The following is a 24,802-nucleotide window of genomic DNA, read 5'->3' on the forward strand; positions in this document are numbered from 1 at the left end:
TGGTCGTACGCGGTGAACGTCGCGCCACCGGTCTCAGCCAGCACCTTCGTGATCGCAGCCGTCAGCGACGTCTTGCCATGGTCAACGTGACCGATGGTGCCGATGTTGCAGTGCGGCTTGGTGCGCTCGAATTTCGCCTTCGCCATGGTTACTCTTCCTTCTCTTGACTTCTGCCTGATCAGGCCATCTTGGCGCGAACGACATCCGCGATGGCAGCCGGCACCGGCTCATAGTGGTCAAATTGCATCGAGTATTGCGCCCGGCCCTGGCTCATCGAGCGCAGGTTGTTCACATACCCAAACATGTTGGCCAGCGGGACCCTGGCAATGATGACGCGCGCATTGCCCCGCTGATCCATTCCCGTCACTTGTCCCCGGCGGCTGTTCAGGTCGCCGATGACATCACCCATGTAGTCGTCGGGGGTGACCACCTCGACCGCCATCACCGGTTCCAGCAGGACTGGCTTGGCTTTCGCCATCCCTTCCCTGAAAGCGGCGCGAGCGGCCTGCTCGAACACCTCGACGGAGCTGTCGACGTCGTGAAAACCGCCGTCCACCAGCTCTACCTTCAGATCGATCACCGGGAACCCGGCGATCACCCCACCGTCCTTCGCGGCATCGACGCCATTCTGGACCCCGTGGGCGAATTCCTTGGGCAGCTTGCCGCCCGCCTTGTTCTCGAACCGGAACCCGCTGCCGGGCTCTGACGGCTCGAAGGACAGCGTCACCTGGGCGAACTGCCCCATGGCGCCGACCTGCCGCTTCAGCGTGTGGGCGACCTCAGCCTTCTGGGCGATGGTCTCCCGGTACGCCACCTGCGGCGCGCCGACATCGGCCTCAACCCGGTATTCCCGGCGCATGCGATCGACGATGATCTCCAGGTGCAGCTCACCCATGCCACCGATCACGGTTTGCCCCGTCTCGGAGTCACGGCCGACGCGGAAGGACGGATCCTCCGACGCCAGACGCTGCAACGCCATCGCCATCCGGTCGTGATCCGCCTGGGTCTTAGGCTCGACCACCACCTCGATCACCGGCTCCGGGAACTCCATGCGTTCCAGCACCAGCGGCGCTTCCGGATCGCACAGGGTTTCGCCCGTCGTCGTGTCCCGCAACCCCGCCAGGGCGACGATGTCACCCGCGCAGGCCGCCTCGATCTCCTCCCGGGTGTTGGCATGCATCAGCAACATCTTGCCGACGCTTTCCTTTTCACCCTTGCTCGCGTTCAGCACGCGATCACCGACCGCCACCCGGCCCGAGTAGACCCGGACGAAAGTGAGCGCGCCGACGAAAGGATCGTTCATCACCTTGAACGCCAGGCCGGCGAAGGGCGCCGCGTCGTCCGTCTTCCGGCTGGTCGGTTCCCCGTCCAGCGACACGCCGGCGACATCGGCGATGTCGAGCGGCGAGGGAAGAAAGTCGACAACGGCGTCCAGCATCGGCTGAACGCCCTTGTTCTTGAACGCCGAGCCACACAGCACCGGAACCAGGCGCAGCGTGATCGTGCCCTTGCGGATCAGCGCCTTGAGCGCCGCCTCGTCGGGTTCCTCACCCTCGAGGTAGCGCTCGGTAGCCGCCTCATCCATTTCCACCGCCTGCTCGACCAGACGGGCGCGGTAGGCGTCCACCTGCTCGACCATCGCGGCCGGAACCTCGCTCTCGAAGAACTCGGCACCCAGCGTCTCTTCTTTCCAGACGATGGCCTTATTCTTCACCAGGTCGACGACGCCGGTGAAACCGGCCTCCGTCTTGATGGGAAGCTGCAGGACCGCCGCATTGGCGCCCAATCGCTCCCTGATCATCTGGACGGTGCCGAAGAAGTCGGCGCCGACCCGGTCCATCTTGTTCACGAAACACATGCGCGGCACGCGGTACTTGTCCGCCTGCCGCCACACGGTTTCCGACTGGGGCTCGACCCCGGCCACGGCGTCGAACAGCGCCACCGCACCATCCAACACCCGCAGCGACCGTTCGACCTCAATGGTGAAGTCGACATGCCCGGGGGTGTCGATGATGTTCACCCGATGGTCACGCCAAAAGCAGGTCGTGGCCGCCGAAGTGATGGTGATGCCGCGCTCCTGCTCCTGCTCCATCCAGTCCATCGCGGCGGTGCCCTCGTGGACCTCGCCCATGCGATAAGACTTGCCGGTGTAGTACAGGATCCGCTCGGTCGTCGTCGTCTTGCCGGCATCAATGTGGGCACAGATGCCGATGTTCCGATAACGGTCGAGTGGATGGGAGCGCGCCATGATTCCTGAAGGCCTAAGCTTTTCCCAGCCTTACCACCGGTAGTGCGAGAAGGCCTTGTTGGCCTCCGCCATACGGTGGGTATCTTCACGCTTCTTCACGGCAACGCCGCGCTGGTTGGCCGCGTCCAGCAGCTCACCCGACAGGCGCTCGGTCATCGTGTTTTCCGACCGGCCGCGAGCGGCGGCGATCAGCCAACGGATGGCCAGAGCCTGGGCGCGGTCCTGACGGACCTCAACCGGCACCTGGTAGGTCGCACCGCCGACGCGGCGGGAACGCACTTCCAGGTAGGGACGAACGTTGTTCAGGGCGTCGTGGAACAGCTGAATGGGATCAGCCTTCACCTTGCCCTCGATACGCTCCAGAGCGCCGTACACGATCTGCTCGGCGACGGACTTCTTACCGTCGTACATCAGGCAGTTCATGAACTTCGTCAGCACGATATCGCCATACTTGGCGTCCGGCAGGACTTCACGCTTTTCGGCGCGACGACGACGGGACATAGACTAACTCCTTACTTCGGACGCTTGGCGCCGTACTTGGACCGGCGCTGGCGACGGTCCTTCACGCCCTGGGTATCCAACGAACCGCGGATGATGTGATAGCGCACGCCGGGAAGGTCCTTCACACGGCCGCCGCGGATCATCACCACGGAGTGTTCCTGCAGGTTGTGACCCTCGCCCGGGATGTAGCTGATGACCTCGTGGCCGTTGGTCAGCCGCACGCGGGCGACCTTACGCAGCGCCGAGTTCGGCTTCTTCGGGGTGGTCGTGTAGACGCGCGTGCAGACACCGCGCTTCTGGGGGCATTCCTGCAACGCCGGGACCTTGTCCCGCTCCGGCACGCCCTCACGGGACTTGCGGATCAACTGGTTGATCGTCGGCATCTACCGCTCTCGGTTCACAGTTCCAACAACAAGGCACCCAAACCCATGCCCCGAACGACGAAAGTCCCGTCACGAAGCACCAACTGGCTCCGCGCGGGCCTTGCAAACGCCGTCCGAACAAGGACTCGGGTGCGGCTATACAGATTTTCGAGGGGGTCTTTTTGAGAGACAGCGTCTAGCCCGCAAGGGCGGCCTACAGCCTGCCCCTCGAAAAATGTGGGCGGACTATATGGAGGTCGGCACCGCCCGTCAAGCGCCCTACACGTAAAAATACAGGGCAAGCCGTGCGTGGAGGACAGGGGGCGGCCCCACATTTGCGGACCCCTCCCCTGCGCCTCTGGCACGCGCTCCCAACAGCGCGGGGGATGGGCAAACGGGCCCGGTGCCGCTATATACCCGGGCCAGACGGGTGCCCGCGCCACCAGGGGCGGACGCTCACCTTATAGTATAGTGTAAGCGCGCTTTCGAGAGAGACCTCCGCCGACCGCATACGGCGTGGGGCGTCGCCGATGGCGCCCTTTTGGATTCCCGAGCGCCGCCATGAGCAAGCCCACCCACACCCCCACCGTCCCCACTCCCGGCGCGCCCCCCCCTGGTGCGCCCAAGGTCGGCATCGTCAGCCTGGGTTGCCCCAAGGCGCTGGTGGACAGCGAACGCATCCTGACCAAGCTGCGCTCGGAAGGGTATGAGGTGTCGCCCAGTTATGACGACGCCGACGTGGTGCTGGTCAACACCTGCGGCTTCCTGGACAGCGCCAAGCAGGAAAGCCTGGACGCCATCGGCGAGGCCATGCGCGAGAACGGCCGCGTCATCGTCACCGGCTGCATGGGCGTGGAAGAAGGCCGCATCCGCGAGATGTACCCCAACGTGCTGGCCGTCACCGGGCCCCACCAGTACGAGCAGGTGGTGTCGGCGGTGCATGACCACCTGCCCCCGGTGCACAACCCCTACACCGACCTGGTGCCGCCCGAGGGCCTGCGCCTGACGCCGCGCCACTACGCCTATCTGAAGATTTCCGAGGGCTGCAACCACCGCTGCAGCTTCTGCATCATCCCCTCGCTGCGCGGCGACCTGGCCAGCCGGCCGGCCGGCAACGTGCTGCGCGAAGCGGAGCGCCTGGTGAATGCCGGCGTGCGCGAGCTGATGGTGATCTCGCAGGACACCAGCGCCTATGGCCTGGACCTGCGCCATGCCGAGAGCGAGTTCAAGGGCCGCAAGGTCCGCGCCCACATGACCGACCTGGCCCGCGAGCTGGGCGGTCTGGGCGCCTGGGTGCGCCTGCACTACGTCTACCCCTACCCGCATGTGGACGAGGTCATTCCCCTGATGGCGGAGGGCCTGGTGCTGCCCTATCTGGACATCCCCTTCCAGCACGCGAGCCCCAATGTGCTGAAGGCCATGAAGCGGCCAGCCAACCAGGAGAAGGTGCTGGACCGGATTCGCGGCTGGCGCGAGGTTTGCCCCGACCTGACCATCCGCTCCACCTTCATCGTCGGCTTCCCCGGCGAGACGGAGCAGGATTTCCAGTTCCTGCTGGACTGGCTGTCGGAGGCCAAGATCGACCGGCTGGGCTGCTTCAAGTATGAGGCCGTGGACGGCGCCCCCGCCAACGCCATCGAGGGCGCGGTGCCCGAAGAGGTGAAGGAGGAGCGCTGGAACCGCCTGATGGCCCACCAGCAGGCCATCAGCGAGGAGCGCATGCAGGCCAAGGTGGGCCGTACCATCGACGTCATCATCGACGAGGTGGATGAGGAGGGCGCCATCGGCCGGTCCGCGGCGGATGCGCCGGAAATCGACGGCAGCGTGTTCTTGAACGGCGACACCAGCGTGGCGGTGGGCGACATCGTCCAGGTGACGGTGGAACATGCCGAGGAATACGACCTGTGGGGCACCCGCGTCGACGCCTGACGCCCTTATCCAATATCCAACTTTCGTCAGACTCCCCGCCCCAGGCCATGGCATCCGGAGCGGTACATCCGTATGCTGCCGCCCCAAGCGGCGCCATCGCGGATGTGCCCGGTCGGCGCCATGGCCAAGACAATGGGGATTCACGCTTATGGGAGTGAGACCACGCACAGGCACGGCGGCACTGGTCGCCGCGGTCCTGGCGATCAATCTAGGGAGCCCGTCCACGGGGCAGGCGAAGGACGCCGCCCCGGTAACGCCCGAGGCCCTGTCGGCCCACGTCAAAATCCTCGCCTCCGACGACTTCCAGGGCCGCAAGCCCGGAACGGTGGGTGAGGAGAAGACCATCGCCTATATCCAGGACCAGTTCAAAAAGGTCGGCCTGAAGCCGGCACCCGGCGCCAAGGGCTACCTTCAGGACGTGCCCATGACCGAAATCACCAGCAAGGCCGACGGCCCCCTGGTGTTCACGGCCACGGGCAAGGACGGCCAGGCCAAGACGCTGTCCTACGAGTATTTCAGCCAGATGATCGTCTGGAATCGGCAGCGCACCGCGCATGCCGAGGTCAAGGACAGCGACCTGGTCTTCGTCGGCTATGGCATCACCGCCCCCGAATTCGGCTGGGATGACTATGCCGGCGTCGACGTGAAGGGCAAGACGGTGGTCATCCTGGTCAACGATCCCGGATTCGCCACCGGCGACCCCGCCCTGTTCGGCGGCGGCGCCATGACCTGGTACGGTCGTTGGCCCTACAAGTATGAGGAGGCGGCGCGCCATGGCGCCGCCGCCGCCATCATCGTCCACGAGACCCGGGCCGCCGGCTACCCCTGGGGCGTGGTCGCCAACAGCAACAGCGTGCCCAAGCTGACCCTGATGCCGGCCGATGGCGGCCTGCAGAGCCGTTCGGCCGTGGAAGGCTGGGTGCAGTTGGACGTGGCCAAGGAACTGTTCGCGGCCGCCGGCCTGGACTATTCCACCCTCAAGGACAGCGCCGCCCGGCGCGGCTTCAAGGCCGTGCCCCTGAACGCCAAGATGTCGGTGGGCATCACCCCCGTCGTGCGCGACGTCATCTCGCACAACGTGGTGGGCATCGTTCCCGGCGCGAAGCGCCCGGACGAGGTGGTGCTGGTCGGCGCCCACTGGGACCATCTGGGCGTGGGCCCGGCGGTGAACGGTGACACCATCTATAACGGCGCGCTGGACAACGCCACGGGCATCGCCGGCCTGATCGAGATGGCCAAGCGCTACACCCACGCCCCCAAGCCGGACCGCACCCTGCTGTTCATCGCCTATACGGCGGAGGAGCAGGGCCTGCTGGGCTCGGAATACTATGCCCAGCATCCGCTGTACCCGGCGGGCAAGACGGTGGCCGGGTTCAACATGGACGGCCTGGGCGTGCTGGGCCCGGTGCATGACGTGGTCCTGGTCGGCGGCAAGAAGTCCGACCTGGAGGAACGGCTGAAGGTCTGGACCGATGCCCACGGCATGGTCGTGAACCCCGAGCCCTTCCCCGAGCGCGGCTATTACTACCGCTCCGACCATTTCAACCTGGCCAAGGTCGGCATCCCCGTCATCGACGCCAGCATGGGCATCGACAGCGTGGAGCATGGGGCCGAGTGGGGCAAGGCAAAGGAGGAGGAGTACACCCGCCTGCACTACCATCAGCCGTCGGACGAATGGTCGCCGGCGATGGACCTGCGTGGCGGCGCCGTCGAGGTCAACATGTGGTACGACATCAGCCGCGCCCTGGCCACCAGCGACGCCTGGCCCAAATGGTACGACAAGGCCGAGTTCAAGGCCGCCCGGGACAAGTCCCAGGGCAAATGAGCATAAGGGCCGCCGGCGCCCTGGCAGGGGGTGCGGGCGGCCTTTTTCAGTCGGGGAAGCGGCCCAGCGGGGCCGTAACCTTGCCGGCGCCTGTAACCCCAGGCAGGGGGTATGGGCGGTTTGAGGGACGCCAATGGACGCGCCCCGGGAAAGATAAGGAACGCAAGAAACCCATGCGAACCCACACCAGACGCGCCCGCCTGCTGAAAGGCACGGCGGCGCTGGCTCTCGCAGTGGCCATGGCCCTGCCGGCGGTGGCGGCCGACAAGGTCACCAAGGACGTGGCCCCGGTGACGGCCCAGGCCCTGTCCGACCACATCCGCATCCTGGCGTCCGATGACTTCCAAGGCCGCAAGCCGGGAACGGAGGGCGAGGCCAAGGCCATCGCCTACATCCAGGATCAGTTCAAGAAGATCGGCCTGACCCCGGCCGTGGACGGCAGCTATCTGCAGGACGTCCCCCTGACGGAGATCGTCAGCAAGGCCGACGGTCCCATGGTCATCACCGGCCCCAAGGCGGAGCCGCTGTCGCTGGCGTATTTCAGCGACATGATCGTCTGGACCCGCCAGCGCACGCCCCATGTCCAGGTCAAGGACAACGACATGGTGTTCGTGGGCTACGGCATCACCGCCCCCGAATTCGGCTGGGACGACTATGCCGGCGTCGACGTGCGGGGCAAGACGGTGGTCATCCTGGTGAACGATCCCGGCTACGCCACCGGCGACCCCAAGCTGTTCGGCGGCGGCGCCATGACCTGGTACGGTCGCTGGATTTACAAGTTCGAGGAGGCGGCCCGCCACGGCGCCACCGCCGCCATCATCGTGCATGAGACGCGCGCCGCGGGTTACCCCTGGGGCGTGGTCGCCAATGGCGGCAGTATTCCCAAGCTGACCTTGATGCCGGCCGACGGCGGGCTGAAAAGCCGTTCCGCCGTGGAGGGTTGGATTCAGCTGGACCAGGCCAAGGCCCTGTTCCAGGCGGCCGGGCTGGACTTCAACACGCTGAAGGACAGCGCCGCCCGGCGCGGATTCAAGGCCGTGCCCCTGCCCCTCAAGATGTCGGTCGGCATCACGCCGACGGAGCGCGACGTCATCTCCCACAATGTCATCGGCACCATCCCGGGCGCCAAGCATCCCGATGAGATGGTGCTGGTGGGGGCCCATTGGGACCATCTGGGCATCGGTCCGGCCATCGACGGCGACACCATCTATCACGGCGCCATGGACAACGCCTCCGGCGTCGCCGGCCTGATCGAGCTGGCCAAGCGCTACACCAAAGGCCCGAAGCCGGACCGCACCCTGCTGTTCATCGCCTACACCGCCGAGGAACAGGGCCTGTTGGGCTCCGAATACTACGCCCAGCATCCGCTGTTCGCGCCCAACAAGACGGTCGCGGGCTTCAACATGGACATGCTGAGCAGCGTGGGCCTGACCCGCGACATCGTGCTGGTGGGCGGGCGCAAGTCCGACCTGGAGGACAGGCTGAAGGCCTGGACCGACGCCCACATGATGGCCCTGAACCCCGAGCCCTTCCCCGAGCGCGGCTACTACTACCGCTCCGACCACTTCAACCTGGCCAAGGTTGGCATCCCGGTGATCTACGCCCACAGCGGCATCGACAGCGTGGCGCATGGCGCCGAATGGGGCAAGGCGAAGGAGGATGAGTTCACGCGCCTCCACTACCACCAGCCGTCGGACAAATGGTCGCCCGACCTGGACCTCAGCGGCGGCGCGATGGAGGTCAACATGATCTATGACCTCAGCCGCCCGCTGGCCTTCGGCACCGATTGGCCGAAATGGTACGACAAGGCCGAGTTCAAGGCCGCCCGCGACAAGTCCATGGGCAAGTAGACGCATGATGTGACGAGAAGGGCCGCATCCCCACGCCGGAGATGCGGCCCTTTCTTATTCCACGTTCGGGTTGTCGCCCGGCGCCTCAGTTGATAAGCGGCGTCAGGCCGGCCACCTGGGCCGTGATCTCGAATGACCGCCGCCGGGCGGCATGGTCGTGGATGGCGGCGGTCACCATGATCTCGTCGGCGCCGGTCTGTTGCAGGATGGCGCCAAGGCCATGGCGCACCGTTTCCGGCCCGCCCACAACGGAATAGCGCAGCGCCTGGTCCGCCCAGGCGCGTTCCTCCGGGCTCCACTGCGCGCCCGGCTGCGGCGGGCGCAGGGGACCGGGGTTGCCGCGGGCCAGCGCCACGAAACGATCCTGCAGGGAAGTGAACAGCACCTCCGCCTCGCGGTCCGTGTCGGCGGCGAAGACGTTCACACCCACCATGGCATGGGGCTTGGGATTGGCGGCGGTGGGCTTGTAATGCTGGCGGTAGACGTGCAGCGCCTCCAGCAACTGGGACGGGGCGAAGTGGGAGGCGAAGGCGTAGGGCAACCCCAGCTCCGCCGCCAGCCGGGCGCCGAAGGTGCTGGAGCCCAGAATCCAGATCGGCACGTCCAGGCCGGCGCCGGGGACGGCGCGCACCGCCTGCCCCGGCTGGGCCGGGCGGAAATAGGCCTGCAGCTCCTGCACGTCGCGGGGGAAGTTGTCGCCGTTGTCCGTCCGGTCACGCCGCAGCGCCCAGGCGGTGCGCTGGTCACTGCCCGGCGCGCGGCCTAAGCCTAAGTCAATACGCCCGGGATAGAGGGATTCCAGCGTGCCGAACTGTTCCGCGATCACCAGCGGGGCATGGTTGGGCAGCATGATGCCGCCGGCGCCCACGCGGATACTTTTGGTGCCGCCGGCGATGTAGCCGATGACCACGGCGGTGGCGGCACTGGCGATGCCCGTCATGTTGTGGTGTTCCGCCACCCAGAAACGGCGGTAGCCCAAAGCCTCCGCATGGCGGGCCAGGTCCAGGGTGTTGCGCAGGGCCTGGCCGGCGGTGCCGCCCTCGACGATGGGGGAAAGGTCCAGAACGGACAGGGGAATGGGAAGCGACACGGGGGGACCGGCCCTTTCTTCGAACCATGACAGAACTGCAAGAGTTAGCTAAGCATGCCCGCACGGTTTTTCGAGGTGAGGCCGGTCACAGGCGTCCTGCCCTCAGGCACGCTCAAGGGGTGGTCACCGCCGCCACCGCCACCTTGAACGCCGCCAGTTCCAGGGCGTCCAGGTCGCCGTCCCACAGCGATTGGTGCAGGCGCCCGTCCTCATTGACCAGGCGGTCGGACCCCACGACCACGCTGGCGGCCTTGAGCCCCATGAAAGTGGCTAGCGTGAAGAACGGCCCCTCCTCCATCTCCACGAAGGTGGGCTTGTCCGGGCCCTTGATGGCGAGCAGGTCGCGCAGGATGCTGCCCGGCTGGAAATAATAGATGGGCATGGTGTAGCCGATGCCCCGCGCGCTGGGCAGGCCGGAGCGGGCGGCGGCGGCGCGCACCCGGGCGGTGAAGTCCTTATCCGGCCGCGCCACCTGCTGCCGCGCGTCAGGCGCCAGCAGGAAGGCGCCGCCATCGCGGTAGGAGCCATCGGACACGATGATCTGGCCATAGGGCACGTCCGGCGACAACAGGCCCGCCGTGCCGACATGGATCACCCGGCGGGCCCCCAGGGCCTGCAACTCCGCCACCTGGGTGGTGATGCCGCCAGCGCCAGGCAGGCCGCGCACCACGGTGAAGGGCGTCGTGCCCGGCTTGCGCACCACCCATAGGTCGGTGGGGTCGGTGAAGCCATAGGACAGGTGGGTGTAATGCCCCTGGAACCCCGCCTGGTCCAGGTAGGACTCGATATCCACCCGGTGCAGCACGATGGCGTCGGCGGGGAAATTGTCCAGCTCGCCATGGACGAAGCGGTTCTTGCGCAGCCAGGCGACCTCATCGGCCGGGGTGTTCAACCGTTCCTCATGGCCGTGGTGGGCGTACCCGCCCAGCACCTGGTACGGCGCCTCCGCCGCCCCAGCGGTAGCAACCAGGCCCATCACCCCCAGCGCCGCGACCAGCGCCACCATCCTCTTCGCCATTGCCCTGCCCCCATTATTATGCCGAAGAGGAAAGGGTCCGCAAAAACAAGGGGCTGCGCAATGGCCAAAGTGCCACTGACGCAGCCTCCCTTTCATTGCCCTAATCGCGGGGCGCGCTTATTTGGGCTTGCGGAACTTGAAGACGAACTGGTCGGTGTGGCCGCGCAGGGCGGGATCGAAAACCTTCAGGGTGTGGTTGTCCGCCGTGTTGCGCAGAGCGTCGTCCTGGCCATCGAGCACGAAGCCCGCCGCCTCCACCTCCTTCTTCACCGTTTCGGGGTCGATACGATGCAGGGTGTTGGCGTCGCGCAGGCCGGAGCCCGCCTCCGCCGCATGGTCCAGCACGATGTACACGCCGCCGGGCTTAAGGGCGTTGAAGACGGCCTTGTTCACCGCCGCCACCGTTTCGGTCCCCATGAAGGCGTGGACGTCATGGTAATTCTGCGAGGTCCAGACCACGTCCACCTTTTCCGGCAGGGACAGGGCGGCGGCCGGCTCGACCAGGGGGACGATGTTGCCGTAGGCCTTGTCCTCGGCCAGGGCCTTCTGCCCGTCGACGGCCTTCTGCGACCGGCTGGCGATCTCCCCAGGCAGCAGGGAATAGACGCGCCCCTTGGGACCCACGGCCTTGGCGAAAAGGCGGGTGAAGTAGCCGGCGCCCGGCATGAAATCCACCACCTTGTCACCCGGCTTCACCCCGGCGAAGGCCAGCATCTCCGCCGGCTTGCGATCGGCGTCGCGGTCCTTGTCAGCCTGCGGGCGGCTGGCGTCCGCGACGGCGGCGGTGATGGCGGGCGACGGCGCGGTGGCGGCCCCAGCGCTGAGCGCCAGGCTGGACGCGGCCAGCCCCAGGGCCAGCGCGATAGCGGAAACGCGAGACATGGTACCCTTCCCTCCCTGAATGTCAGCCGGGGGCCTGGACGGCCCCCATCCTTTGGCTCAGTTTGAACCCCTGGGCACACGGCTGCCGCTAGAAAGTGCGGCGCCGCGGCCATAAATCAATCCCGCCTCGCGGGAAAGTTTGATGCCGGAATGGGCGATCAGCCGATGGCCGGCGGCGGGAACAGGCTGGCGATGGTGCGCACCGCCTGGTCGGCCAGGGGGCGGTCGGGCGCCACGCTGTCATCGTTATAGCCGTAATAGTCGTCCGGCCCGATGACCTGGAAGACGAAGCCATCGCGCCGCGGCACGAAGGAGACACCATTGTAGTACAGGCCATAGTGCACATCGTCCTGCGGGATCATGCGCGCCAACTGCCCCCGCACCGGCACGATGGAGGCGTCGCCCATCAGGGCGCGGGCGCCATAGCCGGTGCAGTTGACCAGCACCTTCTGTGGCAGCCGGGCGAAATCCGCCGGCGTATGGAACTCCTGCACCTCGATCCGGCCGCCGTTGGCGTGGAAATCGTCCAGCAGCAGGCGGGCGTAACTGGAGATGTTGAACACCATGTTGGTGCCGCGCCGCACGACCCGCCCGCCAAAGGGGTGCAGGCCCGCCGGCACATCGACGGGGTGCGGCGTCAGGGTGGGCAGCAAATCGTGCTGCAGGCTGTCGGCGAAGGGGGGCCGGCTATCGGTCCCCTCCCCCTGCCGCTCGTGGTTGGCCGGGTCGGCAACGTTATAGTTGTCCACCCACTCGATCGGCGTGCCGGGCAGCCCCAGCAGGCTTTGGTAGGCCTGGAAGGAGGTCAGGCACACGCGCGCCCACAGCGCCTTGAACTCCGGCGTGGCGTACTGTTCCAGGCAGATGCGCGAATCCGGCGACCACACGCCGGTGGCGAGACTGGACCGGGTGTCGGGCGGCAAATCCTTGGCATAGATGGTGACCTTGGCGCCGGCGCGCTGCAGTTGCAGCGCCGTGGTCAGGCCGATGGCGCCACAGCCGACGACGGCGATGTCGCGCTCGCCCAGGGCCATGGCCTTTTCGGTGGCGACCAGCCCCGTACCCCAGGACAGGGACCAGCCGCTGCCACCGTGGCCATAGTGATGCACCACCAGCTTCTGGCCGATGCGCTCCACCTCCAGCCGGGGTCCCTGAGGGCGGAAGGGGCGCGTGCAGACGGTGACGCGGGTGATGCGGTCGGGCGTGGCCCGGATGGGCGTGAGCATCAGGGGCGACCGCACCGCTTCGGAGATGCCGCCATGCCGCCCATCCTCCCCCTTGACCGCGCAGCCCGCCAGCGCCAGGGCGGCACCCGCCCCCACCAGCATCGTGCGCCGGCCCATCCCGCCGGCCAGACCGTCCAAGCGCTCAACCACCATGCCATCCCCCTTATTGATTGCGGGGCGCTCTCTCAGGGACGCCGCCATCCAGAACGATAGGGTAAAAGATTATCCTGAGAAACCAGGACTTTGTCCGCGATGATCGAAATACCGGGCCGGTGGGTGATCCTGGCCCCGTCCTATCGGCGGCGCTTTGCCATGACACGGATTGGTGGCAATTTAGGGGCAGGTGATGGCCCCCATGAGAGTGGAGGCTTTCATGCCGGCATATGTCGAAACCGAAAACGTCGAAACCGAAAAACGATGGGGCCGTTACGTGAGCACACTGGCAGGTATGGCCGCCCTGGCCGTTTCCTTGAGCGCCCCGCTGCAAGCCTTGTTGGATGAATTCGCCAAACAGGCGCCGCCCCAGCAGACCGCGCAGGTGATGGAGGCCATCACGGCCTCACCCTCATTGGCGGCGGAACTGTCGGCTTTGGCCGCCGACGGCCTGCTGAAGGGCTTCGGGATCGATACGGCGGGCCGGCTTAACAAGTTCGAGGCCGGTGTCCGGGAAGGGAAGATCCTTTTCACCCCGACCTTCCTGGGCGATGTCGCGAGCACACGGCCTTTCGACGTGGTCGAGGCGGACTCCATCCGGCCCAACAACACGACGTTCGTCCTCGGGCACTTGGCGGCCCATACCAAAATCCCGTCGCCGGAACCCCGCGCCCCTGACGGGACGGCGCGGGATTTGCCGACCTTCATCATGCTCAAGATGACGGACGAAGCGACCGCCGACCTGCAGGGCTGGAACGACATGGTGGAGGCGGCACAAGTGGCCAACGGCGGCAAAGCCCTGACGGTGCCGCAGGTGGGCTACCTGATGATGAGCCTTCGCTACCGCGCCGTCTTTTTCAACGCCATGCGGTCGCAGGACCGGAAAATCACGTTCGCGCCGGACGGCCGTATCGACCCGACGCCGGAAAATATCCTCGCGTTGGGCGCGGCCTTGACCAAAACCAACGTCTTCGATTTCGACTGAGGATGAGGGAAGGCGTGGTGGGCCCGGCAGGATTCGAACCTGCAACCAGACCGTTATGAGCGGCCGGCTCTAACCGTTGAGCTACAGGCCCACGCGGGCCGCACTTTGCCGGGTGCGGCGGCGGCATGCAACACCCTTCATCAATTTTTTACGACAGCCGCCAAACCATTGGGAACAAGCTCCTATCCTTTTGATTCAACGGGCATTGAGGGGCGATTGCCATGTTGCCGGGTCAAGACTGAGGTGTTACCTTTGCAAGGCTTGAGACGGTGCCGAAACCAATTGTCCAGGCGGCAAATGGCCGCGTGGGCAGGCGGGGGGTAGCGCTAACACCTCAAGCGAACGCGGGACCCGGCAGCGGGAACCCGCATGAGGCTCCGGCCAACGGGGCCCGCCAAGGCGCGGTTGAGTGTCAGGCCAGGGTGGCAAATCCTGGACCAAGGGGACGGACGCGAAGGGGGGCCAGCGGCAGCAATCTGACATCAACGCCCGATATCCAAGCGCTATCCAGCGCGCCGATATCCTAGACGCCGATTTTGGAACGCCGATTCTGGCCCGGCGGCGGGCCACCGGCGGCAGGCGCGACCTCCGCCCCCCTTGTCCGAATGGCGGGGCCGAGGCGCCGCCCGGACCGCCCCGCCGCCAGCACACGATTAAAACATCCATGGGAGGAGTCACGATGGCGACCATCGCCAGCAGCAGTACCAGTGGGGCCTCGACCCGCATGACGAAGGAGGAGCGCAAGGTCATCTTCGCCTCATCCCTCGGCACCGTGTTCGAGTGGTATGATTTCTATCTGTATGGCGCCTTGGCCTCCATCATCAGCGCCCGGTTCTTCTCGGGCCTGCCCACGCAGGGCGCCAAGGACGTGTTCACGCTGCTGGGCTTCGCGGCCGGCTTCTTCGTCCGCCCCTTCGGTGCCCTGGTCTTCGGCCGGTTGGGCGACCTGGTGGGCCGCAAATACACCTTCCTGGTCACCATCGTGATCATGGGCCTGTCGACCGCCGTCATCGGCTTCCTGCCCAGCTATGAGTCGGTGGGCGTGCTGTCGCCCATCCTGCTCATCTCCCTGCGCCTGCTGCAGGGCCTGGCGCTGGGCGGTGAGTACGGTGGTGCGGCCACCTACGTGGCGGAGCACGCGCCCCATGGCAAGCGTGGGGCCTACACCGCCTGGATCCAGATCACCGCCACCGGCGGCCTGTTCCTGTCGCTGCTGGTCATCCTGGCCTGCCGCACCAGCCTGCCGGACGCGGACTTCAAGGAATGGGGCTGGCGCATTCCCTTCCTGGTGTCCCTGGCCCTGCTGGCCGTGTCCCTGTGGATCCGCCTGCAGCTGGACGAATCGCCGCTGTTCAAGAAGATGAAGGAGGAAGGCAAGACCTCCTCCTCCCCCATCCTGGACAGCTTCGGCAACCTCTATAACCTGAAGTTCGTGCTGCTGGCCCTGTTCGGCGTGGTCGCCGGCCAGGCCGTCGTTTGGTACTGCGGCCAGTTCTATGCCCAGATCTTCCTGAAGAGCACGCTGAAGATCGACCCCAACACCGCCGACACGCTGGCAGCCATCGCCCTGCTGTTCGCCACCCCCTTCTTCGTGGTGTTCGGCAGCCTGTCCGACCGCATCGGCCGCAAGAAGGTCATCCTGGCCGGCCTGGCCCTGGCCATCCTGACCTACTTCCCCATCTTCCGGGGCATCACCCACTATGGCAACCCGGCGCTGGAGGCGGCCATGGCGGCGGCCCCCGCCACGGTGACGGCCGACCCGGCGGAATGCACCTGGCAGCTGAACGTCACCGGCGCGTCACGGTTCACGTCCAGTTGCGACGTGGCCAAGGCGGCCCTGGTGGGCAAGAGCGTGCCCTACACCGCGATCGACGGCAGCGCCGGCGGCGTGGCTCAGATCAAGATCGGCGACACGGTGATCGACAGCTACGACGCCAAGGCGCCGGACATGAAGGAGAAGAAGGCCGCCTTCGACAAGGCGGTGGCGGACGCGGTGAAGGCCGCCGGCTATCCGGCCAAGGCCGATGACGCCGCCATCAACAAGCCGATGCTGACCTTCCTGCTGTGGATCCTGGTCATCTATGTGACCCTGGTCTACGGCCCCATCGCCGCCATGCTGGTGGAGATGTTCCCGTCGCGCATCCGCTACACCTCCATGTCCCTGCCCTACCACATCGGCAACGGCTGGTTCGGCGGCTTCCTGCCCGCCATCTCGCTGGCCATCGTGGTCACCACTGGCCAAATGTACGCCGGCCTGTGGTACCCGATCATCGTGGCCGCCATCACCTTCGTGATCGGCCTGCTGTTCGTGCGGGAAACCAAGGACGTGGAAGTCAGCCACGACAACTGAGCGCGCGCCTCGCAAGCGGGGCGCTTAAAGTCGAAGGGCCCGGACATCACCCGTCCGGGCCCTTTCCATTTCAGGAAGCGGGATTATCGGGGGTTCAGGCCCGCTGGCGCAGATGACGACTGAAGCGCAGGGGCGAAGGCAGCAGGTCGCCCACGTTTTTCAGCGACGACAGCTTGGGCGGGGACAGGGTGGCCAGCGTGCGGCCGAAGGCCATCACATTCTCGATGCGCCGGTCCAGGAAGGCCCAGGTGTCGGCGTAATCCGGCGACCGGTCACCCAGCCAGTACAGCACGGTGGCGGTCTGCACACCGGCCAGCAAGGCCCGCTTGGTGTAATAATTGAAATCCGTCGACTGGTCGCCCGCGGCGTACCAGATGGCGTCCACCGTGCGATACAGCAGGCGCGCGGCCAAAGCCGTGTGCGTGGGCAGCGCCACGAAGGAGGAAGTGCGCCGCACGGCCTCCGCCCAAGGGGACAGCAGTTCCAGGCGCAGGCGCACCGCCAGGGCCACGCGCGTCCGCACCTTCATGACCGACAGGTCCCGCCCTGCCAGTTGCGCCAGCATGGCGCGGTCCGCCCAATCGCTGAACTGCGCCACCCCATCAGCGACACCGCCGGGGAACAGCGCCGCCAGCTGGGCCGCACCCATGCCGGCGTCCGCCGCCCCCTGGCGCAGCGCCACCGCCGACCAGCCATCAAAGGCGACATGGGGCAGGATGGCCAGCATCAGACGGTCGCGCAGGGCAAGCCGCTCATCCACCGGGGTGGTGGGCGACGGGGAAGACGGCGGAGCAACGGTCGAATCGGTCGGGGTGTCGGTATCGGAGGCGACCATGGGAAACACTCCCTTGCACGGGGCTGCGGCCACCGGGTGGCCGAAAAACTGGCGCCAGTATAGGCGCGGGCACCGCCCGTCTCCACCCCTCAAAGTCGGCCCCCAAAGTCCGCTCCCCAAGGGCGGCCGGGCGGCATCAGCCGGGCAGCCGGGGGACCGAATCGGTGCCGAAATACTTCATTTCCTCGGTGAAGCTGAGGAAGCGCAGGTCGTCCATGCGGTCCAGATACAGCACGCCGTCCAGGTGGTCGCACTCATGCTGCACCACGCGGGCATGAAAGCCCCTCGCCTCGCGCTCCACCACGGACCCATCCAGCGCCAGGCCACGATAGCGGATATGGTTGTAGCGGGGCACGGCGCCCCGCAGCCCGGGGATGGACAGGCACCCCTCCCAGCCGAACTGCATCTCCTCCGACAGCGGCTCGACCACCGGGTTGACCAGCACCTGCGCCGCGACGCCATCGCCGCCCGCCCGCTCGGCCGGGACGCGGAAAACGATGACGCGCCAGCCGACATGCACCTGCGGCGCCGCCAGGCCGACGCCGGACGAATCGATCATGGTCTCGATCATGTCCTGGGCCAATTGGCGCACCACCGCGGGTATCGGCTCCTCCACCGGCAGCGCCGGGCGCCGCAGCACCGGGTGGCCCATGCGGGCGATCTTCAGGATTGCCAACGTTCCCCCTCTCCCCGCCCCCATCCGTAGGGTGACGGCCGCATGCGATATAGGCAGCCTCGACCCAGTTTCCATGGGTTGCGCGCCTCTGTCACCCCATGCCGGGCCGCCTGTCCTTTTGAGGCGGATGCCGCCGCCCATCCGCCGGGCGCATGGGGGCCCCGCGTGGGGATGGCGGGAAAGGCTTCACAGGGCCGGGGGGCTGTGTTATACCACCGGCCTCCGATCGGGCTGCCTGCGCGACCGTGCGTCTTGGCTATTACCCGTTAACCTTTTACTCTGTTTGGAGTGGTGACGTCCCGTGCAAGTGCTGGTTCGTGACAACAACGTCGATCAGGCCCTCCGCGCTCTCAAGAAGAAGATGCAGCGCGAAGGCATTTTCCGCGAGATGAAGCTGCGTCGCAACTACGAGAAGCCCTCGGAGAAGCGCGCCCGTGAGAAGGCCGAGGCCATTCGCCGCGCCCGCAAGCTGCTGCGCAAGCGTCTGGAGCGCGAGGGCTACTAAGCCTTTCACGCGCTGTTAGACGCACGGACGGAGCCGCCCCTGAAGCTCAGTGGGCGGCTTTTGTCATGTCCGCGTTTTGCAAGATGGCCGCGCCCGGTGCCGGCCTAAATAAGAAAAACGGCCCGGGGATGCCCCCGGGCCGTTTGCGTCAGAACCGCCTCAATCAAGTTGGGGAAGGCGCCGCATCAGGCGGCGCTCATCTCCGCGGTGAAGGAACTGACCGCCTGCTTCAGGGTGTCAGAGTCCCGCGCCAGCAGCGAGGCGGAGGATTGGACCTGGCTGGCAGCGACACCGGTGCTGGACGCGGCTTCCGAAACACCGGCGATATTGGTCGTCACCGCTTCCGTCCCCCGGGCCGCTTCCTGAACGTTGCGGGCGATTTCGTGGGTTGAGGCCTCCTGCTCCTCCACCGCCGCGGCGATGGCCGACGCGATGCCGTTGATGTCCTGGATGCGCTGGGCGATGGCCTGGATGGCCCCCACGGCATCGGACGCCGCCTGGCGGATTTCACCGACCTGGGCGCCAATCTCATCGGTCGCCTTGGCCGTCTGGGTGGCCAGGCTCTTGACCTCGCTGGCCACGACGGCGAAACCCTTGCCGGCCTCCCCCGCCCGAGCCGCCTCGATGGTCGCGTTCAGGGCCAGCAGGTTGGTCTGCGCGGCGATATCGGCGATCAGCCGGACGACGTCGCCGATGCGTTCCGCGCCGCTGGACAGCGTCTGGACCACATGGTCGGTATTGCGCGCCTCGGTCACCGCGTCATTGACCGTGTCCATGGTGCGTCCCATCTGGCGCCCGATCTCCTGGATGGAGGCCGACAGTTCCTCGGCCGCCGCCGCCACCGTCTGCACATTGGCGGAGGTCTGCTCCGCCGCTGACGACACCACCATGGACTGGCGGTTGGTTTCCTCGGCGTTGTTGGACATGGCCTTGGCCGTGGCGTCCATCTCGTTGGAGGCATTGGCCAGGCTGGTGGACAGTTCCGAGATCTTGGCCTCGAAATCGCGGGTGATGCGGGCCACGCGCTCGGCCCGGCGGGTCTTCTCCTCCTGCTCGGCCCGCTGCGCGTTCTCCAACTCCCGGGCCCGGATCAGACCGGCCTTCAGGTCGTTGAAGGCACGGGCCATCTGGCCGACCTCGTCCCGGCGGTCCAGCCCGGCCAGATCGACGCCGTAGTCCCCCTGCCCCAGGCTGACCAGCCCGCCGCTCACCCGCTGCAGCGGCCGGCCGATACCGGTCACCGTCAGATAGAAGGCCAGGCCGCCCACCAGGCACAGACCGGCCACCACCAGGCCGAACACCAGCCAAATCGTGCTGATCGCCCCCTCGTGGTTTTGAGTGGCGATGGCATCGGCGTCGCCGCGAATGCTGTCAGCCAGTTTGGCCTGACGGTCCAGCAGACCCAGCATGGCCGGGTCGCACTTGGGGCCCATCATGGTGGTGCTGATGCGGACATTCTCCTCGGCCGAAGCGGACTTGGTGGCGGCATCGACCGTCTGGCCGCAGATGCCGGTGGGGGCCAGCAGGGATCGCATCTCCTGCTGCAAAGCCTCGATGTCCGCCGCGCGGCTGGGCAGGGCCGCCTTCGCTTGGTCCATAAAGCCATAATAGGCATCGACACCCTTGCGATAATTCGCGTCGGCCTTGGCATTGCCGGCGTCGTCGGTCACCGTCATGCCTTCGTAGATCGAGCGTTCGATGAACACCAGGCTGCGGTTACCCCGCGCCAAGGCCATCGAGGCTTTGCTTGCCCCGCTCAGCAAACGGCCGTAGCTGTCATCGATGGCCGACATGCGCGTGGCGGCAAAGCCGGAGGCGACCAAGGCGAACATGCCCAGCAAGCCGAGCATCGCCAATATCTTGGCCGTGATTTTAAGATTCGCGAAAGCGGACATGATCCCCCCGGCAGGAAATGTTTATGGCCGACGCCACGTCAGACGGCCGACCCTCCGGGATGACTATTGATGTACATTAAATAATTATTTATTAAGTCCTAAAGCCCCATATCCTTTTGGATATAAAGGCCCCGATATTCAGCAATTCAACCAAATTGATTTCTCTTACAATTTTTCGATCAAGGGTGATCTTGGGGCCGGCGCACGGGGCCGGGCCGGGCACGGCGCTCAACGCCGCCGGGGGGCGGTCCGGGTCGTGAATTCGGGGGGCTTGTTGGCCACCCAGCGGATGAAGGCGGCGATGGCGGGATGGGCGCGCAGGGCCGCCACCGTGGCGTAGGCCACGGCCAGTTCCCGCTCCGTCAATTCAGCGTGTATTTTGCGGTGACATACACGATGCAGGGGAACGGTCACGCGGCCGCCCTCGCTGCGGGGCACCAAGTGATGCAGCTCGACCGACGGCCCTGGCACCAGCGGCCGGTCGCACAGGGGGCAGACGCCTGGGGGTACGTCTTGAGGAGGCGCGGCGGGAGTGATGACACCCCGCCTGTCGCGGGCTTTCGCTGGCTGGCGTCCCATGGGGCGTCACCTGGCCCTGCGAGAGAGGGGCCAAGTGCGCCGCGGAACCTCAGTGGCGGCGGGCGCCGTCCTCACCGAACACCACCACGGGATAGCCGTTGTAATTCTCCGGCGCGCCATGGTCGGGCGCCGTGACGCGCAGATAGATCAGCCCCTCGCCTATGCCCACGCCCACCACGGGGCGACCGGCTTCCGTCAGTTCCTTGAACAGGGCGCGCCCGGCCGCGGCCAAGGCATGGGAATCGGTCATCACGAATTCTCTCGTCCACATGGGGTGCGCCCATCCTTGTAAGGCCGTTGTGGTCTGATGTCGGTTCAACGGCGGAAGGGCGGACACCGGGCGCAGTTTAACGGCGTGTTGTGGACCAAACCACCCCAATGTCCCGCATAGGTCTTTTTCACCCCTTGTCGGCGCGGGCCATCCCCGCGACCCTATGCCCCTCGTGGGGCCTCTTCCGGCCAAGTCGCCACACCCCAACCGCATGGCTGGCCCTTATGGTAACCGGTGGACAATTGCACTTCCGCCCGTACATCCTGGCTTTGACGCGGGGGAGGCGCGAATGACGTTAATCATTTTTGCTGCGGGGGTCCGCGCGGATAATGACGGTTCCATGCGCATGCCTGTCCGCTTCTTCACAAAGATTACCGGATAGGTCATGGTGGCCCGGCGTCATCACCCTTCCGCGGGGGAAGTCTTCCCGCGGCTGAACTGACTCTAAGCCAGCCTTGGCCATCGCGGCCGGGGCCGGCGATCATGGGGAGCGTAACCAATGAAAATCGGCGTACCCAAAGAACGTCGACCGGGGGAGTCGCGCGTCGCCGCCTCGCCCGAGACGGTACGGAAATTCGTCGGGCTCGGCTTCGACGTCACCATTGAGACGGGCGCCGGCCTGGGCGCCGCCATCACCGATGATGCCTTCACCGCCGCCGGCGCGACCATCGCGCCCGACGCCGCCGCAACGCTGGCGGACGCGGACGTGGTGCTGAAGGTGCAGCGGCCGGAGCCGGAGGAGCTGGCGCTGATCAAGCGCGGCGCCAAGCTGGCCGCCATCCTCAGCCCCTATGGCGACGCCGACCGGGTGAAGAGCTACGCCGACGCCGGCGTCGACGCCTTCGCCATGGAATTCATTCCCCGCATCACCCGCGCGCAAAGCATGGACGTGCTGTCCAGCCAGGCCAACCTGGCCGGATACCGGGCGGTGCTGGACGCGGCCTATGAGTTCGGCCGCGCCTTCCCCATGATGATGACGGCCGCCGGCACCGTGCCGCCGGCCCGCGCCTTCATCATGGGCGTGGGCGTGGCGGGTCTGCAGGCCATCGCCACCGCCCGCCGCCTGGGCGCCATCGTCTCGGCCACCGACGTGCGTCCGGCCACCAAGGAACAGGTGCAGTCTCTGGGCGCCACCTTCGTCGCCGTGGAGGACGAGGAGTTCCAGCAGGCGCAGACCGCCGGCGGCTACGCCAAGGAGATGAGCCCCGAATATCGGGCCAAGCAGGCGGCCCTGGTGGCGGAGACCATCAAGAAGCAGGACATCGTCATCACCACGGCGCTGATCCCCGGCCGCAAGGCCCCCGTGCTGGTGACCGACGCCATGCTGCGGACCATGAAGCCCGGCGCCGTGGTCGTGGACCTGGCGGTGGAACAGGGCGGCAATGTCGAGGGCAGCGAGCCCGGTAAGATCGTGGAGAAGTACGGCGTGAAGATCGTGGGCCACACCAACGTGCCCAGCCGCATCGCCGTGGACAGCAGCGCCTTGTACGCCAAGAACCTGCTGAACTTCCTGACCCCCCTGGTGGACAAGGAGGCGAAGGCCCTGAAGATCGACTGGAACGACGAGATCATCAAGGGCACGGCCCTGACGCATGACGGCGCCGTCGTGCATCCGACCTTCGCCCCGGCAGTCCCACCGGCCCCGCCGGCCCCTGTCGAGCCAGCGCCCGAGAAAGCGGAGTAAGCCCCATGGACGCGCAAAACTACGCCAAGAACGCGGCCGACCTCGCCACCAACGCGCAGAAGCTGGCCGAGCAGGCCGCCAACGTGGCCAACCAGGCGACCCAGATCGCCACCGACCAGGCCCAGCAGGGCATGCCCTTCATCGTCACCGGCCTGACGGTTTTCGTGCTGGCGGTGTTCGTCGGCTACTACGTGGTCTGGCGGGTGACGCCGGCCCTGCACAGCCCGCTGATGAGCGTCACCAACGCCGTGTCGTCGGTCATCATCGTCGGCGCGCTCATCGCCACCGGCGCCCACCACTTCGGCTTCTCCATGGTGATGGGCTTCCTGGCCGTCATCCTGGCGTCGGTGAACATCTTCGGGGGCTTCATGGTCACGCAGCGCATGCTGGCCATGTACAAGAAAAAGGCCCCTGCCCAGGGCGCCAAGAAGTAAGGGGGCCGGACCATCATGCTGATCGCGACTTCGCTCGCCTATCTCGCGGCCGCCGTGTGCTTCATCATGGCGCTGCGCGGGCTGTCCAGCCCGGAAACGGCCCGCAACGGCAACATGTTCGGCATCGCCGGCATGGCCATTGCCATCATCACCAGCCTGTTCGTGCTGCCCCAGTTCTCCTTCCTGGCGGCGGTGCTCATCATCGTCGGCATCGCGCTGGGCGGCACGGCGGGCGCACACATCGCCCGCACCATCAAGATGACCTCGCTGCCGCAATTGGTGGCGGCCTTCCACAGCCTGGTGGGCCTGGCCGCCGTGTTCATCGCGGCCGCCGCCTTCTACGCGCCGGAGGAATACCGCATCGGCACGGATGGCGACATCCATGTCGGCTCCCTCATCGAGATGAGCCTGGGCATCGCCATCGGCGCCATCACCTTCACCGGCTCCCTGGTCGCCTTCCTGAAGCTGGACGGCCGCATGAGCGGCAAGCCCCTGGTCTTCCCCATGCAGCACCCGTTGAACGCCGCCCTGGCGGCCGGGCTGGTGCTGCTGATCCTGCTGCTCTGCGCGACGCAGAGCGCCTTCTTCTTCTGGCTGATCATCCTGGTGTCGCTGGGCCTGGGCTTCCTGCTGATCCTGCCCATCGGCGGCGCCGACATGCCGGTCGTCGTGTCCATGCTGAACAGCTATTCCGGCTGGGCGGCCTGCGGCATCGGCTTCACCCTGCAGAACCCGCTGCTGATCATCACCGGCGCGCTGGTCGGCTCCTCTGGCGCCATCCTCAGCTATATCATGTGCAAGGGGATGAACCGGTCCATCTTCAACGTCATCCTGGGCGGCTTCGGCGGTGACGCCGCCGCCGGTGCCGCGGCGGGCCCGGCGGGCGACCGCAGCTTCAAGTCCGGCTCCGCCGACGACGCCGCCTTCATCATGAAGAACGCGTCCAGCGTCATCATCGTGCCCGGGTATGGCATGGCGGTGGCCCAGGCCCAGCACGCCGTGCGCGAAATGGCGGACATCCTGAAGAAGGAAGGCGTGGACGTGAAGTACGCCATCCACCCGGTGGCGGGCCGCATGCCCGGGCACATGAACGTGCTGCTGGCCGAGGCCAACGTGCCCTATGACGAGGTGTTCGAGCTGGACGAGATCAACCGCGATTTCAGCCAGGCGGATGTCGCCTACGTCATCGGCGCCAACGACGTCACCAACCCCGCCGCCAAGACCGACCCCAGCAGCCCCATCTACGGCATGCCCATCCTGGATGTGGAGAAGGCCAAGACCGTGCTCTTCATCAAGCGCTCCATGGGCGCCGGGTACGCCGGCGTGGAGAACGAACTGTTCTTCCGCCCCAACACCATGATGCTGTTCGGCGACGCCAAGAAGGTCACCGAGGAGATCGTGAAGGCCATGTCCGGAGGACATTGACAAGCCCCCTGGCGGGCGCTGAGCCTTTTCGGTAAATGCAAGAGACGAGGCCCGGTGGAGCGATCCGCCGGGCCTTTCT

22 protein-coding genes and 1 tRNA gene are annotated in these 24,802 nt (G+C 66.5%); 9 read left to right on the forward strand and 14 right to left on the reverse strand.

The genetic code is table 11. The annotated features are described in order from the left end of the window. From FBZ90_RS02605 to rpsL, 4 genes are all read right to left on the reverse strand, one after another. The coding region (locus tag FBZ90_RS02605) for a GTP-binding protein (protein ID WP_246130159.1) at positions 1 to 146 on the reverse strand (146 nt) is incomplete at its 3' end. 32 nt (positions 147 to 178) lie between these two features. Further along, entirely contained in the window at positions 179 to 2,248 is a 2,070-nt protein-coding gene (gene fusA / locus FBZ90_RS02610; RefSeq protein WP_145729508.1) for an elongation factor G, read from the reverse strand. Between the two features lie 30 nt (positions 2,249 to 2,278). Then, a complete protein-coding gene (gene rpsG / locus FBZ90_RS02615; protein ID WP_004274237.1) occupies positions 2,279 to 2,749 on the reverse strand; it encodes a 30S ribosomal protein S7 in 471 nt (156 codons plus the stop codon). A gap of 11 nt (positions 2,750 to 2,760) precedes the next feature. Continuing rightward, a complete protein-coding gene (gene rpsL, locus FBZ90_RS02620; RefSeq protein WP_004274236.1) occupies positions 2,761 to 3,132 on the reverse strand; it encodes a 30S ribosomal protein S12 in 372 nt (123 codons plus the stop codon). Positions 3,133 to 3,672: 540 nt separating this feature from the next. Between rpsL and rimO the strand changes: the two genes are divergently transcribed. The 3 genes from rimO (at position 3,673) to FBZ90_RS02635 (ending at position 8,715) form a co-directional block, all read left to right on the forward strand. Next, entirely contained in the window at positions 3,673 to 5,040 is a 1,368-nt protein-coding gene (gene rimO, locus FBZ90_RS02625) for a 30S ribosomal protein S12 methylthiotransferase RimO (RefSeq protein ID WP_145729509.1), read from the forward strand. Positions 5,041 to 5,188: 148 nt separating this feature from the next. Continuing rightward, positions 5,189 to 6,865, forward strand: coding sequence for a M28 family peptidase (locus FBZ90_RS02630; protein ID WP_145729510.1), 1,677 nt, complete (start codon positions 5,189 to 5,191; stop codon positions 6,863 to 6,865). A 173-nt stretch (positions 6,866 to 7,038) separates the two neighbouring features. After that, a complete protein-coding gene (locus FBZ90_RS02635) occupies positions 7,039 to 8,715 on the forward strand; it encodes a M28 family metallopeptidase (protein WP_246130116.1) in 1,677 nt (558 codons plus the stop codon). Positions 8,716 to 8,800: 85 nt separating this feature from the next. Here the strand turns inward: FBZ90_RS02635 and FBZ90_RS02640 are convergent, their stop codons facing one another. The 4 genes from FBZ90_RS02640 to FBZ90_RS02655 all read right to left on the reverse strand — a co-directional run bounded on the left by FBZ90_RS02640 (position 8,801) and on the right by FBZ90_RS02655 (position 13,084). Then, a complete protein-coding gene (locus FBZ90_RS02640) occupies positions 8,801 to 9,805 on the reverse strand; it encodes an LLM class flavin-dependent oxidoreductase (RefSeq protein ID WP_145729511.1) in 1,005 nt (334 codons plus the stop codon). A 112-nt stretch (positions 9,806 to 9,917) separates the two neighbouring features. Continuing rightward, a complete protein-coding gene (locus FBZ90_RS02645; protein ID WP_145729512.1) occupies positions 9,918 to 10,823 on the reverse strand; it encodes a phosphorylase family protein in 906 nt (301 codons plus the stop codon). 117 nt (positions 10,824 to 10,940) lie between these two features. Beyond that, positions 10,941 to 11,705 (reverse strand): class I SAM-dependent methyltransferase, encoded by a 765-nt coding sequence (locus FBZ90_RS02650; protein WP_211101898.1) that lies wholly within the window; start codon positions 11,703 to 11,705, stop codon positions 10,941 to 10,943. Positions 11,706 to 11,863: 158 nt separating this feature from the next. Next, positions 11,864 to 13,084: an FAD-dependent oxidoreductase gene (locus FBZ90_RS02655; RefSeq protein ID WP_246130117.1), complete on the reverse strand. Its 1,221-nt coding sequence runs from the start codon at positions 13,082 to 13,084 to the stop codon at positions 11,864 to 11,866. A gap of 277 nt (positions 13,085 to 13,361) precedes the next feature. Between FBZ90_RS02655 and FBZ90_RS02660 the strand changes: the two genes are divergently transcribed. Then, complete coding sequence (locus tag FBZ90_RS02660; RefSeq protein WP_145729513.1) at positions 13,362 to 14,069, forward strand: hypothetical protein; 708 nt, start codon at positions 13,362 to 13,364, stop codon at positions 14,067 to 14,069. Between the two features lie 15 nt (positions 14,070 to 14,084). On the opposite strand, the gene FBZ90_RS02665 is transcribed toward FBZ90_RS02660, so the two are convergent. Next, positions 14,085 to 14,160 (reverse strand) — tRNA-Ile (locus FBZ90_RS02665). Positions 14,161 to 14,748: 588 nt separating this feature from the next. On the opposite strand from FBZ90_RS02665, the gene FBZ90_RS02670 reads away from it, so the two are divergent. After that, a complete protein-coding gene (locus FBZ90_RS02670) occupies positions 14,749 to 16,419 on the forward strand; it encodes an MFS transporter (RefSeq protein ID WP_186455575.1) in 1,671 nt (556 codons plus the stop codon). Positions 16,420 to 16,513: 94 nt separating this feature from the next. Here the strand turns inward: FBZ90_RS02670 and FBZ90_RS02675 are convergent, their stop codons facing one another. Together FBZ90_RS02675 and def are read right to left on the reverse strand one after the other, a co-directional pair. Further along, entirely contained in the window at positions 16,514 to 17,254 is a 741-nt protein-coding gene (locus tag FBZ90_RS02675; RefSeq protein ID WP_145729514.1) for a COQ9 family protein, read from the reverse strand. A 136-nt stretch (positions 17,255 to 17,390) separates the two neighbouring features. Then, on the reverse strand, positions 17,391 to 17,930 hold the full coding sequence (gene def, locus FBZ90_RS02680; RefSeq protein WP_145729515.1) for a peptide deformylase: 540 nt from the start codon (positions 17,928 to 17,930) through the stop codon (positions 17,391 to 17,393). Between the two features lie 301 nt (positions 17,931 to 18,231). Here def and rpsU point away from each other — a divergent pair, with 301 nt between their 5' ends. Further along, a complete protein-coding gene (rpsU, locus tag FBZ90_RS02685) occupies positions 18,232 to 18,435 on the forward strand; it encodes a 30S ribosomal protein S21 (RefSeq protein ID WP_012567245.1) in 204 nt (67 codons plus the stop codon). 185 nt (positions 18,436 to 18,620) lie between these two features. Here the strand turns inward: rpsU and FBZ90_RS02690 are convergent, their stop codons facing one another. From FBZ90_RS02690 to FBZ90_RS02700, 3 genes are all read right to left on the reverse strand, one after another. Next, on the reverse strand, positions 18,621 to 20,330 hold the full coding sequence (locus FBZ90_RS02690) for a methyl-accepting chemotaxis protein (RefSeq protein ID WP_145729516.1): 1,710 nt from the start codon (positions 20,328 to 20,330) through the stop codon (positions 18,621 to 18,623). A 228-nt stretch (positions 20,331 to 20,558) separates the two neighbouring features. Continuing rightward, positions 20,559 to 20,909 carry an HNH endonuclease signature motif containing protein gene (locus FBZ90_RS02695; protein ID WP_145729517.1) on the reverse strand — a complete coding sequence of 117 codons (351 nt, stop codon included), beginning with the start codon at positions 20,907 to 20,909 and terminating at the stop codon, positions 20,559 to 20,561. Positions 20,910 to 20,958: 49 nt separating this feature from the next. Further along, a complete protein-coding gene (locus FBZ90_RS02700; RefSeq protein WP_244909245.1) occupies positions 20,959 to 21,159 on the reverse strand; it encodes a hypothetical protein in 201 nt (66 codons plus the stop codon). A gap of 520 nt (positions 21,160 to 21,679) precedes the next feature. Here FBZ90_RS02700 and FBZ90_RS02705 point away from each other — a divergent pair. The 3 genes from FBZ90_RS02705 to FBZ90_RS02715 are packed head-to-tail and all read left to right on the forward strand — an operon-like array spanning position 21,680 to position 24,723. After that, positions 21,680 to 22,864: a Re/Si-specific NAD(P)(+) transhydrogenase subunit alpha gene (locus FBZ90_RS02705; RefSeq protein WP_145729519.1), complete on the forward strand. Its 1,185-nt coding sequence runs from the start codon at positions 21,680 to 21,682 to the stop codon at positions 22,862 to 22,864. 5 nt (positions 22,865 to 22,869) lie between these two features. Next, positions 22,870 to 23,298, forward strand: a complete 429-nt coding sequence (locus FBZ90_RS02710; RefSeq protein WP_040848625.1) for an NAD(P) transhydrogenase subunit alpha part 2 — start codon at positions 22,870 to 22,872, stop codon at positions 23,296 to 23,298. A 15-nt stretch (positions 23,299 to 23,313) separates the two neighbouring features. Next, positions 23,314 to 24,723, forward strand: coding sequence for an NAD(P)(+) transhydrogenase (Re/Si-specific) subunit beta (locus FBZ90_RS02715; protein WP_145729520.1), 1,410 nt, complete (start codon positions 23,314 to 23,316; stop codon positions 24,721 to 24,723). The last annotated feature ends 79 nt before the right edge of the window (positions 24,724 to 24,802 follow it).

The sequence above is a fragment of the Nitrospirillum pindoramense genome (genome assembly GCF_007827955.1).
GTDB classification, from domain to species: Bacteria; Pseudomonadota; Alphaproteobacteria; order Azospirillales; family Azospirillaceae; genus Nitrospirillum; species Nitrospirillum amazonense_B.

Coding starts and splice junctions, on each gene's coding strand:
- FBZ90_RS02645 (WP_145729512.1), bottom strand. CDS start 10,823: ATGGCGAAGAGGATGGTGGCGCTGGTCGCGGCGCTGGGGGTGATGGGC.
- fusA (WP_145729508.1), bottom strand. CDS start 2,248: ATGGCGCGCTCCCATCCACTCGACCGTTATCGGAACATCGGCATCTGT.
- FBZ90_RS02690 (WP_145729516.1), bottom strand. CDS start 20,330: ATGTCCGCTTTCGCGAATCTTAAAATCACGGCCAAGATATTGGCGATG.
- FBZ90_RS02675 (WP_145729514.1), bottom strand. CDS start 17,254: ATGGTCGCCTCCGATACCGACACCCCGACCGATTCGACCGTTGCTCCG.
- rpsG (WP_004274237.1), bottom strand. CDS start 2,749: ATGTCCCGTCGTCGTCGCGCCGAAAAGCGTGAAGTCCTGCCGGACGCC.
- FBZ90_RS02635 (WP_246130116.1), top strand. CDS start 7,039: ATGCGAACCCACACCAGACGCGCCCGCCTGCTGAAAGGCACGGCGGCG.
- FBZ90_RS02695 (WP_145729517.1), bottom strand. CDS start 20,909: ATGGGACGCCAGCCAGCGAAAGCCCGCGACAGGCGGGGTGTCATCACT.
- FBZ90_RS02700 (WP_244909245.1), bottom strand. CDS start 21,159: ATGACCGATTCCCATGCCTTGGCCGCGGCCGGGCGCGCCCTGTTCAAG.
- FBZ90_RS02670 (WP_186455575.1), top strand. CDS start 14,749: ATGGCGACCATCGCCAGCAGCAGTACCAGTGGGGCCTCGACCCGCATG.
- FBZ90_RS02710 (WP_040848625.1), top strand. CDS start 22,870: ATGGACGCGCAAAACTACGCCAAGAACGCGGCCGACCTCGCCACCAAC.
- rimO (WP_145729509.1), top strand. CDS start 3,673: ATGAGCAAGCCCACCCACACCCCCACCGTCCCCACTCCCGGCGCGCCC.
- FBZ90_RS02630 (WP_145729510.1), top strand. CDS start 5,189: ATGGGAGTGAGACCACGCACAGGCACGGCGGCACTGGTCGCCGCGGTC.
- FBZ90_RS02715 (WP_145729520.1), top strand. CDS start 23,314: ATGCTGATCGCGACTTCGCTCGCCTATCTCGCGGCCGCCGTGTGCTTC.
- FBZ90_RS02650 (WP_211101898.1), bottom strand. CDS start 11,705: ATGTCTCGCGTTTCCGCTATCGCGCTGGCCCTGGGGCTGGCCGCGTCC.
- FBZ90_RS02655 (WP_246130117.1), bottom strand. CDS start 13,084: ATGGTGGTTGAGCGCTTGGACGGTCTGGCCGGCGGGATGGGCCGGCGC.
- FBZ90_RS02705 (WP_145729519.1), top strand. CDS start 21,680: ATGAAAATCGGCGTACCCAAAGAACGTCGACCGGGGGAGTCGCGCGTC.
- rpsL (WP_004274236.1), bottom strand. CDS start 3,132: ATGCCGACGATCAACCAGTTGATCCGCAAGTCCCGTGAGGGCGTGCCG.